The organism is Litoreibacter sp., assembly GCF_058136045.1.
On record NZ_JBYVDD010000003.1, the window covers coordinates 704,534 to 717,662 of the forward strand.

Here is a 13,129-nt window from a genome sequence, read left to right on the forward strand (position 1 = left end):
TAACCCCTCATAGGCGCTTTAGGCGCAAAAGGGAAGAACTGGATCAACCCAGCTCCAACAGCCCCGTATTGCCACCTGCAAAGCGGCGCAAAACAGCCGGATAAAGCTTGTGTTCTTGCACCAAAATCTTTGCGGATAACGTGTCTACACTCTCGCCCGCATCAATTTTCACCCGTGCCTGCCCAAGGATCGGGCCGTCATCCAACTCTGGCGTCACAACATGAACCGAGCACCCGGCCTCTGCATCCCCAGCCTCCAGCGCACGCGCATGAGTGTTAAGACCCTTGTATTTTGGCAGCAGAGACGGGTGGATATTGAGCATCCGCCCGGCATAACGCCCCACAAATTTCGGCGTCAGCACGCGCATGAACCCTGCGAGGCAAATAATATCAGGCCCGACCGCATCCAGCAGTTTGATCAACTCGGCCTCAAATGCCTCGCGGTTGCGCCCAAATGGGCGGTGGTCCACAGCGGCCACCGTAATTCCGCGATCAGCCGCGCGCTCAAGGCCTTTGGCCTTGGGGTCATTTGAGAGCACCAGAACTGGCCGCGCAGGATGATCCCCCGTCATGCTGTCGCACAGCGCCAACATATTGGACCCCCCGCCCGAGACCAGAATGGCGACCTTTTTCAAAGCAGGCGGCCTGTGTAGCGCACACCCTCGCCCGCACTCACCGAGCCGATGCGCAGCACCGTTTCGCCCGCGTCTTGTAACAGGGCTGTCAGCGTCTCAGCCGCGCTTGCGTCCACCGCCAGAACCATGCCGATGCCCGAGTTGAAGGTCTTCAACATTTCGGCCTCGGCAATGCCAGCCACACCTGCCATCCACTTGAAAACACCCGGCAATTCCCATGCGCCCAAGTTGATATCCACCCCAAGACCTTCGGGCAGAACCCGTGGCATATTCTCGGTCAAGCCGCCGCCGGTGATATGGGCCAGCGCGTGAACGCCCCCTGCCCCGATCGCCGCCAATGCCGGTTTCACATAAAGGCGCGTTGGTGTCAGCAAGGCCTCGCCTAGCGATTTATCCTGTGCAAACGGGGCCGCATCCCCCCAGCCAAGGCCCGAGGCCTCGACCACTTTGCGCACCAAAGAATAGCCGTTGGAGTGCACCCCATCAGACGCCAATCCCAGTAAAACATCGCCCGCAACCACGCCAGCAGGCAGCGCCGTGCCACGCTCCATCGCACCGACCGAGAAGCCCGCGAGGTCGAAATCACCCGCGTCATACATGCCCGGCATCTCGGCTGTCTCGCCGCCGATCAGCGCGCAACCCGAAGCCGCACAGCCCGCAGCGATGCCGTTGATGATCGTCGTCGCATCATCGAGGTCCAGCTTGCCCGTGGCGAAATAGTCGAGGAATAACAATGGCTCCGCCCCTTGGCAGACCAGATCATTGACGCACATCGCGACCAGATCAACGCCGATGGTGTCAAAATGGCCTGTGTCGATGGCAATGCGCAATTTGGTGCCAACACCGTCGGTCGCAGAGACCAAAATCGGGTCTTTGAAGCCTGCATCTTTCAGGTCGAACAAAGCGCCGAAACCGCCCAAGCCCTCCATCACACCAGAGCGTTTGGTGGCCACAGCCGCAGGTTTAATACGGTCGATCAGCGCGTTGCCTGCATCAATATCCACACCGGCATCGGCGTAGGTTAAGCCATTTTTAGGGGTCTCTGTCATGGGTCACATCCGGCAGCAAGGAAGAGTTGCGCCGGATTAACAAGCCAGCTTGCGCGAGTCTATGGCTGCTTTTTGGCTGCGAGTTTTTCTTGCACTTTCAGACCATTTTTCGCGCCAAACCCAAAGAAAAAGCGGCTTGCGGACCAGCAAATGATAAACACCACGGTGAAAATCAGGCCCCAGCCGACCGGGCCAATGATTGCTATGTCTTTCAGTAATGCCTCGAACTGGCCCGAAACCAAAAGGACGACCCCAGTCAGGATCAAGCTAAGGCTCATGTTAATAGCCGCAAACCAAGCCGCCATTCTCCACATATAGCGTTTCTCGGGCATGGCTTTCATTTTCATGGCATGCGTTTGCCCCGCATCCAAAGCCGGGACCAAGACGGCCACAATAGATACGCCACTGCCGACAGAAAATCCCGCAAAAACCTCTAGGGCAATGGAAATCACAGAGAGGGCAATTATGGCGATGACGCTAACAACAATATAGCGCTTAAATACACTTCGAGTTTCCATGAGACACCTTTGGTTTTGCAATGTTTGCACATTATATGGTGATCAACGGAGATTCCATAACCGATCAGACTTGACGCAAGCGACAGGTCTGCTAGCCAGTCGCCACTGGGGGCCTGTAGCTCAGTTGGTTAGAGCAGAGCGCTCATAACGCTTTGGTCGTAGGTTCGAGTCCTACCGGGCCTACCACCACCACCCCTGAAAGCCGGTCACTTAGCGGCCCAAACAAGTGACCTCGCCCCAATCAATGCCCTGATGGAGGACATCCAAACATTTCGTAGGTCATGTTTAACAAAGCAAATTCATGAAGGAGCCCATGTGCCTCCTCAAGGATGTCATTGCAACCTTTGCCCCCTATAGGTGCGTCGCCCGTTGGCTGATCGGCTTGAACCCAACTATCTGCCATTCCGACTTGCAGTGGAGCGATACCTCCACCAGTCGAAAAATCAACAATACATCGGGACCATTCATCCATCTTACTTTGATACGCGTCTGCCATCACAATCATGTCGTCCATCATCCGACGGCACATAGCTGCTAGACCGGGATCATGCTCAGCACTCTCTTTCAGGTCTTTGTCCATCAACAAAAGCGCCATTAAAATATCAAAAGTTCTGGAAACAAACACACCTGTGGCCTTGATTTCGTGCGACTCGTTGCGGCTTTTTGCAAGCACCGAGACAAATTCCAGCTTCTCTTTTCCAAGCTTAGCAAGCTTGAATTTCCCCTTCAAAACTTGCTCTACGGTCTGAATGTCAAACTGAACCTTGGCTCGCTTCTGAGCATGTTCATTCAAATAGGCCCCAATCATGTCGGCGGCTATAATAGTCTCTTTAGAAAGCTTCATTATCATAAACTCCATATTTCAATGGAGGTAGTGTACTCTAAAAATCTAGATTCGGGGGCACTTTCACTGCCTCTATGGCTTACTGACGAGAAATCGAGGCGCGGCCCCCCTTCATCGCGGCAGCACCAGTTCTGCCTTTAGGCCGCCAAGCGTCTCGCTATCGCCCAGCCGTAATGTGCCACCGTGCGAGCGTGCTACGTCGGCGGCGATTGCCAGCCCCAACCCCACGCCGGAACCTGCGTTTTGGTTGCGTGCGGGGTCCAGTCGCGAGAAGGCTTTCACCGCTTGTTCACGTTGCGCGGCGGGGATGCCGGGGCCGTCATCCTCAACGGATATGCGCAGGGATTTTTCCAAGACTGCGATCTCCACCTGCGCCCGTGTGCCGTAGCGAACAGCGTTGTTTATCAGGTTCTCGACCGCGCGTTGCACCGACAAAGGGCGCAGCTTCATCAACAAGCCGGAGGGCGCATCGTCCAGAAGCTCCACCGCCTTACCCGCGCGCTGCGCATTGGCAACAAGCTCCCGGGTCAAGCCCACTGGGTCAATACGGTGCAACTCCTCCACCGCGTCCACCCGCGAGAAATCCAGAAAAGCCTCGATCAGCTTTTCCATCTCGTCAACATCTCCGATCAAATCAGCAATGTCATTCGTTTGCGGCTGCATCGACAGACCCAATTTCAACCGAGTTAACGGCGTTCGCAGGTCATGGCTCACCCCCGACAACATCAGCGTGCGCTGTTCAATCTGGCGCTCGATACGGGCGCGCATATTCAAAAATGCGGCCCCCGCCGAGCGAACTTCCAGCGCCCCGCTGGGGTGGTATGGCTCGTTACGCCCCTTGCCGAACGCCTCGGCCGCGCGGGCCAAGCGGCGGATGGGGCGCAATTGGTTGCGCAGAAACAGATAGGAAATAACCGTCATCAAAATTGCTGTGAACAGCATGAGCACAAGCAGTTGATGCGGATTGGACGCGGCCACCCGATGCCGTGCAAACGCCACGCTCAGCACCCCCTTCGAGGTCTCAAGCGACACCAGAACCGTCTTATTTTCGCTCACGAGGTCCACCGCCAGAAGCTCGGGAAACTGGCGCGACAAAGTTTCAACGATGGCGCGCCCTGACAGATCATAAAGCCGCCGCCGCGCGGCAACCATATCTGCCGGAAACTGCGCATCTATCTCCAACGCCTGTGCCATGGGGGCAATTTGCGCGGCCGCCGCCCCCTCGTCAGGCGCCTCGTTCACCCCGTCCAAAAGCACCTGCAATTCGACCGAGATATTTTGCGTCATTTGCCGCGTCACATCTTCATACAAGCGCTGGATGAAGGCAAAGGACACGACCAACTGGACGGTGACGATCGGGACCAATAGGATCAGTGCCGCCCGCCCATAAAGGCTGCGCGGCAGGTAGCGTTTGATTGAGAACCGTGCCATGGTACGAGACCGTAAAGCCCCTTGGCCCAAAGGAAAAGAGCAATGGCACCTTCCAAGCCAAACACCCCGAAAGTGGGCCAAGCCGACACAGTTGCACCGGGGTTGCGCCGGATCTTGGCCCCCAATGCCTCGCCGATGACCTATACGGGCACCAATACCTATCTGCTGGGAACCCGCGACATTGCCGTCATTGACCCCGGCCCGCCAGACGACCAGCACTTGGCCGCTATTCTGGATGCTTTGGAAGCGCACCAACGCATCAGCCATATTTTTGTGACCCATTCCCATATCGACCACTCACCGCTGGCGATGGTCTTGGCGCAAATCACCGGAACCAAGGTTCACGCCTTTGGCAATAGTCAGGCCGGCCGCGCCCCCGTTATGGCCTCGTTTAGTGATTTGGGCGGCGGCGAGGGCATTGACGAGACGTTCCTTCCTGACGTCACCTTGGCCCATGAGGCTGAGGTCAGCGGCTCGAACTGGACGCTAAGCGCGCTGCACACCCCCGGCCATATGGGCAACCACTTGTGTTTTCACTGGCATCAGGGCCGCGCATTGTTTTCCGGGGATCTGGTCATGGGCTGGGCCACGTCGATGGTCTCTCCGCCCGATGGGCATCTGACCGATTTCATGACGTCCCTAGAAATGCTTGCCCTGCGCCAAACCGATGACATCTACTTCCCCGGCCACGGTACACCCATTGAGGACCCCGCCGCCCGACTGACCGAGTTGCTGGCCCACCGGCGTATGCGTGAGGCGCAGATACTCAAAGCCCTGAGCCGCGCGCCCCAGACGCCCAAACAGTTGACGACTTCAATTTATACCGAGGTGACTCCCGCCCTGCTCCCGGCCGCAGAGCGTAATGTTGTGGCCCATTTGATTGATTTGACTGAACGCGGCTTGGTAAAATCAGAGGAAAAACTCAATGTCACCAGTCGCTTCTCAGTAATTTGAAGTTTCGCGCGAAATCCTCTTTACGCCCTGAATCGCGCTTGCTATATGCCCCCTACCGTTCCGGCGTAGCTCAGCGGTAGAGCAGTTGACTGTTAATCAATTTGTCGTAGGTTCGATCCCTACCGCCGGAGCCATAAAAACCCCTTAAGGCACTGTTCTTAAAGGGTTTTTTATTAGTTACAGCTCATTCTCGCAGTATTTTCAGCTAATCCCGCAACATTTCACTTGCCCTAACGGTAAAAGTGGAGTGAACGATGCGAGAACAAATCATGAAGATTTTGCAGATTACTCTTGAGCACCGCCGGGTGGTCTGTAGAGTTGTCGCAAGCAACAAAGAAATGGAAAAACCATGCATGATGCTAGAGCAGTAGCGAACTACGTCCTTAACAGAGCTTGGGAGATGGGCTTTGAAGTATCTCAAATTGATATCCAAAAGATATGCTATTTTTTACATGGGCATCATCTCTTAGAGCACGATACACCGCTAATAAAAACAGAGTTTGAAGCATGGGAGTACGGCCCTGTTCAAAGAGTGCTTTATTCATCGTTTAAGCAGTTTGAAAAGCAGCCGATCACAGAGCAAGCGACTGCTTTTGATCCCATCAAACGCACGGTAAAGCAACTCCCTCCGATTACTGAAAATTCGGCAATCGCCACAATTGAAAACCATTTATTGAAGTATCTGGAAATTCCAAGTTTCGGTATGGTGGATATCACTCATGCGCCGGGCACCCCATGGTCACAAACAATGTCAGATGCCGAAAACACCGTGAATGTTGGAATGCGTATCAGCGATCAGAAGATACGAGAAAATTTTGAAGGCTTAAACGCTTAAACAGGAGCAGATTCTTGAACAGAAAGATGAGGAAGGTTGATAGCCTTCTCGGTAGAATTCAATTCATTGACCTCTCAATTGCAATGGCAAAACCGGCTATCCAACGCAAAGACCATTTGAGGGCTTATCTTGGAAGTGCGCTCCTAAATCGGCCACTGAAATCTTACGAGCAATTCAGACGTGCGATTCCGTCCATCTATGGAGTGAGCCGTGGTTTGGATTTGTCACCGCCGCCCACGCTTGCACAATTGAAATCTGACGTAACTCGCGCCTGCAAAGGCAAAGATACCGACATGAATGTTGATGCTGTTGAGGACTTGTTCAATTTTGTAAGACCGCTAGGCCACGCGGCATATGATCATCCAGCACAAAGCCTACAATTGGGGCCAAAGCGCACGGCAGCCATCCGCATCAACCACTACGTTGTTGATAGCGATGAATTGATGTTTCAGTTTGTCAGTCCACGAAGAAAGCCAGTTGATGGTGACGTATTGGATTTGATGCTGTCCATGATCAAACACAGCTATGCGGTGGATGACTATGAGACTGACCGCATCGAAATTGTGGACATGAGTTGTGATACTGAATTTGGACCAAGAGGTGGCATACGATATTCTGATGATAGAAATATCAAAATCCAGACTTTGAAAGAAGGCTCACTCATTCCGATGGCGGACATGGCCCCGCTGATACAAAGCGTTCACGATTTGCTGCTTGAGATAGGAAAAGAGCCTGACTAATTTTGTCAGATTTCCCGCAACAAATCCCGCAACATTTACATGATGCAATTACTCGTAAGCTATTGTTTTTACAAGTACATCCACATCAGTTAAACACCTGCCATCGGAGCCAATTTTCCTTTTAATACAGCACCATAGCAGATGTCTCTTGTGGCAAAGCCGCGCGTTTTTGCGATGCTCCGCCTGCCCTTTGAACAAAGTTTCAATCTTCGGCATCTGATAGGAACGCCAGAATTTCGCCTTGAGCTCTATGACAAAATGTAACCACATGGCATCCACAACCCATCATTAAGCAAGGATTAGGTCGAACATGGAAAATCAGGTCGCAGTCATCACTGGTGGCGCTCAAGGTATTGGCTTTGCAGTCGCAAAAATTTTGGCGGAACGTGGGGTCAAAGTTGTCAGCTGGGATATCGACCCCTCCAATGCCGCCGCGATGCAAGAGTTGAACGGCCTGGCCGTGGAGTGCAACATTACCGACCTCTCGTCCGTCGAAGCGGCCTATGCAACCACATGCAAAGCCGCAGGCGTGCCCTCAATTTTGGTGAACAGCGCCGGTATCGCAGGCCCTAACGAGCCGCTCGACACATATGATGTGGACGCGTGGCATCGGGTGATCGACATCAACCTGAACGGCACCTTCTACGTCAATCGGGTTTGTGTCGCGGGGATGAAAGAGCAAGGCTACGGGCGCATCCTCAACGTCGCCTCCATCGCTGGCAAAGAGGGCAATCCGAACGCCTCCGCCTACTCTGCCTCGAAGGCCGCGGTGATCGGGTTAACCAAATCTTTGGGCAAGGAAACCGCAGAGATGGATATCGCAGTGAACTGCGTCACACCTGCCGCCGCCCGCACCCGTATTTTCGACCAAATGAGCCAAGAGCATATCGACTACATGCTGTCCAAAATTCCGCGCGGTCGCTTCTTGGAAGTCGAGGAAGCCGCCAGAATGATTGCTTGGGCTGTCTCCCCTGAAAACTCTTTCACCACAGGGGCGGTTTTTGACTTATCGGGTGGTCGGGCGACCTATTAGAGCACGCCAACCCTATGCGCCTATGCGATTTGGCGGGTGAATTTTTACTCGCCAAATTTCGCTGCACGCAAGCGCTCCACGCGTAATCGTTTGTAAATGAGCTTTGGCTGAGTGCTTTAAGCGCTGCAAAAAGGACGTGCACTTCGTGATTCGTAGGCCGTGTGTTTTGCTACGCATCTTTCAGCGACTCGGGTTACGCTTACGCCAGATTGCTCCCAAAACATCAAATCTGCACGCCTGCGCCACCATTTGTCGCCCCGTAAAAAGGGCACAATTTTTTATAAAATCAATTTACCCTCCGAAGCTCCCCCTAAATATAGCGTGTCAAATCCCTCTCTCCACTCTATGCAGACCCGCGCTTGCGTGGCCATATTTCCGCCACATTTCAAACCTTGCAATGCCCCATTTTGGTGCAGGAATTCAGGGAGTAACGAGCATGTAAACAAAACAGGAGGCCGAAAAATGGCCTATCAAGCACCTTCATCGACACCACAACCCATACCTCAAGATACAAAAAGCCCGCGTCCAACACCGCCAACTGGGTTTTCCGATTGGGCCAGCCTCTAGGGGAATTACCCCCCTTTCCTCTGCAAGTATGGCACCATAAACTGCGTGGATGACTGACCCAGTATCATCAATCCGCAACCTTGGCCCATCCTATGAGAAAAGCTTTGCCCGTGTCGGCATTCACACGGCTACGCAGTTGCGCGACCTTGGGGCAGACGTTGCCTATGCACGCTTATTGGAGGGCGGAGATCGCCCCCATTTCATCGGCTACTACGCTTTGGTAATGGCCTTAATGGGCCGGCCATGGAACGATTGCAAAGGGGCGGAAAAAGATGCGCTTCGTATCAAGTTTGACACCCTAAAAGGACATCACTTTAACAATGATTTGAGCGCATTAGAGCATGAGCTTAACTTTATAGGTGTCGGGTTTCGCCGCTAAATTATGCGCACAAAAAAGGCCGCACATCAATGTGATGAGCGGCCCATTTCGAAATCTAATGACGGTGTAATTACCCGACCAGTTCGAGACCCGAGAAGAAGAATGCGATTTCTTCTGCTGCGGTTTCTGGCGCATCGGAGCCGTGTACAGAATTTTCACCGATCGACAGTGCGAACTCTTTACGGATGGTGCCCTCTGCGGCGTCTGCCGGGTTGGTTGCGCCCATTACTTCGCGGTTTTTCGCGATGGCGTCTTCGCCTTCCAAAACCTGAACCACAATCGGCTCGGAGATCATGAAGTCGCACAGCTCGCCAAAGAAAGGACGCTCAGAATGCACACCATAAAAGCTTTGTGCTTGGGCCAGCGTCATTTGGATACGCTTGGAGGCGACGATGCGCAGGCCAGCTTCTTCAAATTTAGCGGCGATTGGGCCGGTCAAGTTGCGCTTGGTTGCGTCTGGTTTGATGATCGAGAACGTGCGTTGAATAGCCATGGTGCGGATCCTTAATTAAGGGTGAATTTGAGGCGCACCTAACATGGGGATCAATCTATGAAAAGCGCCCAATTGACACCCCCGCCCGCATAGGCGACATGCACTGCCATGTTAAGTATATCAGAACTCCGCTACGCCGTCGAAGGTCGCACTCTTTTTGAGAACACCTCGGCCACCATTCCTACGGGCCACAAGGTGGGCCTCATAGGGCGCAACGGCACGGGCAAAACCACGCTGTTTAAACTGATCCGCGGCGAGCTGTCGTTGGAATCGGGCAACATAAGCCTGCCTGACCGCGCCCGCATTGGTGGCATCGCGCAGGAAGTCCCCTCCAATGAAGTGTCTCTGGTCAATACGGTTTTGGCCGCCGACGAGGAACGCGCATCCCTGATGGCCGAGGCGGAAACCACCACCGATCCTAACCGAATCGCCGAAGTGCAGACCCGTTTGGCCGACATCGACGCATGGTCCGCCGAGGCGCGGGCCTCGTCCATTTTGGTGGGCCTTGGCTTTACCTCCGAAGAAATTTTACGCCCCTGCGCGGATTTCTCGGGCGGCTGGCGGATGCGGGTGGCCTTGGCCGCCGTGCTGTTTTCTGAGCCTGATCTGTTGCTGCTCGATGAGCCGACAAACTATCTCGATCTTGAGGGCGCATTGTGGCTGGAGCACTACCTGACCCGCTACCCGCACACGGTCATTATCATTTCGCATGACCGCGAGCTGTTGAACCGCTCGGTCAATGGCATTTTGCATCTCGAAGACAAGCAACTGACCTTCTATTCTGGCAACTACGACCAGTTTGCGCGCCAACGTGCGGCGCGTCGCGCGGTGCAAGCTGCGGCTGCCAAGAAGCAAGACCTGCAACGCGCGCACCTGCAAAGCTTTGTGGACCGTTTTAAGGCCAAGGCATCAAAAGCCAAACAGGCCCAATCCCGCGTCAAAATGCTCGAGAAAATGGAGACCATTACCGCGCCAGAAGACGCCGCGCGGGTGGTGTTCACCTTCCCCAAGCCAGAAGAGCTGTCACCGCCGATTATCAGCACCGAATCCGCCAGTGTCGGCTATGATGGCAAGGCGATCCTGAGCCAGCTGAACCTGCGCATCGACCAAGATGATCGCATCGCCCTTTTGGGTCGCAACGGCGAGGGAAAATCTACTCTTGCCAAGATGTTATCGGGCCGACTTGAAGTGATGGGGGGCAATATGGCCACCTCTAATAAGCTGCGCATCGGCTTCTTTGCCCAGCATCAGGTGGACGAGTTATATGTTGATGAGACCCCGCTGGAGCATCTGATCCGCGAGCGCGCCCATGAGGGTCAAGCCAAGCTGCGCGCACGCCTTGCCGGCTTTGGCTTGGGGCCAGATCAGGCCGACACCCAAGTGGGGCGTCTGTCGGGTGGCCAAAAAGCGCGGCTCTCGTTGCTGCTGGCAACGCTGCCCGCGCCCCATCTGCTGATCCTCGATGAGCCGACAAACCACCTTGATATCGAGAGTCGCGAAGCCTTAGTGCGCGCCCTGACCGCCTATTCCGGCGCGGTGATTTTGGTCAGTCACGACATGCACTTGCTGTCTTTGGTGGCGGATCGGTTGTGGCTGGTCAAAGACGGGCGGGTGAACCCTTACGACGATGATTTGCCCAGCTACCGCAAGATGTTGCTGGCCCCGCCTGACAAGCCCGCCAAGGAAAAACCCAAGCAAAAACGCGCCTCGCGCGATGACATTTTGGCGATGCGCTCGGATGTGCGCAAATGCGAGGAACGCGTCACCAAGCTGACCAATATGCAAAATGAATTGGCCAAACGGCTGGGCGACCCTAAGGTCTATGAGGACCACATGGCCGACAAGCGCGCAGTTTGGCAAAAGAAGTATTCCGAGGTGATGGACGCCATGGATCGTGCCGAAGCGATGTGGCTCAAAGCGCAAAGTAAGTTAGAGAAAGCAGAGCGTTAAGCCATGGAACTCGACATCGCCATCACCGCGTTTGTGACCTTGTTTGTCATCATCGACCCGATTGGTTTGGCACCACTATTCGTTGCCTTGACCTCGGGCATGGGGTTCAGCCAACGCCTGCGCATCGCGATCCGGTCCTGCCTGACGGCCTTTGTTGTTCTCACGCTATTTGGCCTCGCCGGTGAGGCTTTGCTGGAGTTTATCGGCATCTCGATGGCGGCGTTTCGCATCTCGGGCGGGGTGTTGTTGTTCATCACCGCGCTGGACATGTTGTTCGAGCGCCGCACCCAGCGTCGCGAGGACCAAGCCGACGGCCCCCCCGACGAAGATCCGTCGGTTTTCCCACTGGCCACGCCACTGATTGCCGGTCCCGGCTCTATGGCCACGATGATCTTGCTGGCTGGCGCACAGGGCAGTGACTGGGCGTATGTGGCGGCGGTGCATGGGGTTATGCTGGCCGTTATCGGGCTGGTTTTTGCGATGTTCCTGACTGCGGGCCTGATGGAACGGGCCATTGGCGCGACAGGCATCAAGGTAATCACCCGGCTGATGGGGATGCTGCTGGCCGCGCTGTCGGTGCAATTTGTGCTCGATGGCTTGCGCGAATTTGGGGTGATGGCAACGGGCTAGTCTCGTGCCTATATGTAGCCCATGGAAAATGAAGACACCGCCCGCCTGATCTACCTTATCTTGCTTGGGGCCGTTATTGGCGGCTATTTCGTGATCTCCAACCGTGCCCGTATGGGCGAAATGGCGCGCCAAGCCACCCTGTGGGGGTTCATCTTTATCGGGGTGATTGTGGCCTACGGGCTTTGGTCTGATGTCTCGCATACAGTACTGCCGCGTCAAAGCGCCTTTGAAGATGGCCGCGTCGAGGTGCCGCGCCGCACAGACGGGCATTACTACCTGACGCTGGATGTGGACGGGGTTGCGGTGGAGTTCGTGGTCGATACCGGAGCCACCAGCGTTGTGGTGAGCAAACGCGACGCAGAGCGCGTTGGCATCGACACCGGCGCTTTGATCTATGGTGGCCGTGCCAGCACTGCCAATGGCGAGGTGCGCACCGCGCGCATCATGTTAGAGAATGTGAAGCTCGGCGAGCTGGACGAGGGCCGCGTACGGGCGTTCGTGAATGAGGGCGAGTTGGACACCTCCCTTTTGGGCATGTCCTACCTGAGCCGCTTTGGCCGCATCGAGATCGCAGGCAACACGCTGGTGCTGGAGCGCTAAGTCGCCTCCTCCTCACCGCCGCTTTCGGCCTTCTTTTCCCAACGCCCCCCTTCTTGTGACCAGTATTGCGCGACGCAGCCCGCCGTGCTCAGCGCTTTCCACTGTACCCGCGCACGGGCCACGGCCTCATCATTATTGCCGTCAAACAAGATCATCGTGCGGTCCGAGGCGTTAACCTCCTCCGGGGTAATCTCGGCCCCATCGACCCCCACCAGACAGGTGGCTCCGTTGGGCAGCTCGACCATATCCGTCAGCAAAATCGGCTGGTCGTCATCATGCGCGCCGCCGGCCCGGCCATGGGCCAGGAACCCCTCGCCCTCCCACAACTTCTTGTCGAGATCATCCAGCCGCGCGCCATCAACGCCGCGCACCGCCACCCGCCAGCCTGCACCGCGCGCCTTGCCCAAGAGCATGGGCAAGGTCACCTCCACGGGTTGATGCGTCATATGGTAGAAAAAGGCAGCGCCCATGG

At 55.3% G+C, this 13,129-nt stretch carries 15 protein-coding genes and 2 tRNA genes; 10 read left to right on the top strand and 7 right to left on the bottom strand.

Features of this window, described 5'->3' with window-relative positions; all coding sequences use genetic code 11:
- Positions 1-43: 43 nt before the first annotated feature.
- The 3 genes from purN to AC3Y7R_RS04795 are packed head-to-tail and all read right to left on the bottom strand — an operon-like array spanning position 44 to position 2,201.
- Positions 44-634, bottom strand: coding sequence for a phosphoribosylglycinamide formyltransferase (purN, locus tag AC3Y7R_RS04785; RefSeq protein ID WP_490040858.1), 591 nt, complete (start codon positions 632-634; stop codon positions 44-46).
- On the bottom strand, positions 631-1,683 hold the full coding sequence (purM, locus tag AC3Y7R_RS04790; protein ID WP_490040859.1) for a phosphoribosylformylglycinamidine cyclo-ligase: 1,053 nt from the start codon (positions 1,681-1,683) through the stop codon (positions 631-633). Before purM ends, purN begins: the two co-directional genes overlap by 4 nt.
- Positions 1,684-1,742: 59 nt before the next feature.
- A complete protein-coding gene (locus AC3Y7R_RS04795; protein WP_490040860.1) occupies positions 1,743-2,201 on the bottom strand; it encodes an ABZJ_00895 family protein in 459 nt (152 codons plus the stop codon).
- Between the two features lie 109 nt (positions 2,202-2,310).
- Here AC3Y7R_RS04795 and AC3Y7R_RS04800 point away from each other — a divergent pair.
- A tRNA-Ile gene (locus AC3Y7R_RS04800) sits at positions 2,311-2,387 on the top strand.
- A gap of 55 nt (positions 2,388-2,442) precedes the next feature.
- Here AC3Y7R_RS04800 and AC3Y7R_RS04805 read toward each other — a convergent pair.
- Complete coding sequence (locus AC3Y7R_RS04805; RefSeq protein WP_490040861.1) at positions 2,443-3,045, bottom strand: hypothetical protein; 603 nt, start codon at positions 3,043-3,045, stop codon at positions 2,443-2,445.
- A gap of 111 nt (positions 3,046-3,156) precedes the next feature.
- The gene (locus AC3Y7R_RS04810; protein ID WP_490040862.1) at positions 3,157-4,476 is read right to left on the bottom strand and encodes an ATP-binding protein; all 1,320 of its coding nucleotides are present in this window, start codon (positions 4,474-4,476) and stop codon (positions 3,157-3,159) included.
- 42 nt (positions 4,477-4,518) lie between these two features.
- Here AC3Y7R_RS04810 and AC3Y7R_RS04815 point away from each other — a divergent pair, with 42 nt between their 5' ends.
- The 6 genes from AC3Y7R_RS04815 (at position 4,519) to AC3Y7R_RS04840 (ending at position 8,984) form a co-directional block, all read left to right on the top strand.
- Entirely contained in the window at positions 4,519-5,430 is a 912-nt protein-coding gene (locus AC3Y7R_RS04815) for an MBL fold metallo-hydrolase (RefSeq protein WP_490040863.1), read from the top strand.
- Between the two features lie 59 nt (positions 5,431-5,489).
- Positions 5,490-5,564, top strand: a tRNA-Asn gene (locus AC3Y7R_RS04820).
- Positions 5,565-5,779: 215 nt separating this feature from the next.
- Positions 5,780-6,265, top strand: coding sequence for a Panacea domain-containing protein (locus tag AC3Y7R_RS04825; protein ID WP_490040864.1), 486 nt, complete (start codon positions 5,780-5,782; stop codon positions 6,263-6,265).
- Positions 6,266-6,291: 26 nt separating this feature from the next.
- A complete protein-coding gene (locus tag AC3Y7R_RS04830; protein WP_490040865.1) occupies positions 6,292-7,005 on the top strand; it encodes a hypothetical protein in 714 nt (237 codons plus the stop codon).
- Between the two features lie 310 nt (positions 7,006-7,315).
- Positions 7,316-8,038: an SDR family NAD(P)-dependent oxidoreductase gene (locus AC3Y7R_RS04835; protein ID WP_490040866.1), complete on the top strand. Its 723-nt coding sequence runs from the start codon at positions 7,316-7,318 to the stop codon at positions 8,036-8,038.
- 616 nt (positions 8,039-8,654) lie between these two features.
- Positions 8,655-8,984, top strand: coding sequence for a TfoX/Sxy family DNA transformation protein (locus AC3Y7R_RS04840; RefSeq protein ID WP_490040867.1), 330 nt, complete (start codon positions 8,655-8,657; stop codon positions 8,982-8,984).
- Positions 8,985-9,054: 70 nt separating this feature from the next.
- Here AC3Y7R_RS04840 and ndk read toward each other — a convergent pair whose 3' ends face one another.
- The gene (gene ndk, locus AC3Y7R_RS04845; RefSeq protein WP_490040868.1) at positions 9,055-9,477 is read right to left on the bottom strand and encodes a nucleoside-diphosphate kinase; all 423 of its coding nucleotides are present in this window, start codon (positions 9,475-9,477) and stop codon (positions 9,055-9,057) included.
- A 108-nt stretch (positions 9,478-9,585) separates the two neighbouring features.
- Here ndk and AC3Y7R_RS04850 point away from each other — a divergent pair, with 108 nt between their 5' ends.
- Genes AC3Y7R_RS04850 through AC3Y7R_RS04860 form a run of 3 tightly spaced genes read left to right on the top strand, consistent with a single transcriptional unit; the run spans position 9,586 to position 12,657 of the window.
- Entirely contained in the window at positions 9,586-11,427 is a 1,842-nt protein-coding gene (locus tag AC3Y7R_RS04850; RefSeq protein WP_490040869.1) for an ABC-F family ATP-binding cassette domain-containing protein, read from the top strand.
- A 3-nt stretch (positions 11,428-11,430) separates the two neighbouring features.
- Positions 11,431-12,057: a MarC family protein gene (locus tag AC3Y7R_RS04855; protein WP_490040870.1), complete on the top strand. Its 627-nt coding sequence runs from the start codon at positions 11,431-11,433 to the stop codon at positions 12,055-12,057.
- Between the two features lie 21 nt (positions 12,058-12,078).
- The gene (locus AC3Y7R_RS04860) at positions 12,079-12,657 is read left to right on the top strand and encodes a retropepsin-like aspartic protease family protein (RefSeq protein ID WP_490040871.1); all 579 of its coding nucleotides are present in this window, start codon (positions 12,079-12,081) and stop codon (positions 12,655-12,657) included.
- Here the strand turns inward: AC3Y7R_RS04860 and AC3Y7R_RS04865 are convergent.
- Positions 12,654-13,127, bottom strand: coding sequence for a DNA polymerase III subunit chi (locus AC3Y7R_RS04865; protein WP_490040872.1), 474 nt, complete (start codon positions 13,125-13,127; stop codon positions 12,654-12,656). The two genes, AC3Y7R_RS04860 and AC3Y7R_RS04865, sit on opposite strands and share 4 nt — an antisense overlap.
- Between the last annotated feature and the right edge of the window lie 2 nt (positions 13,128-13,129).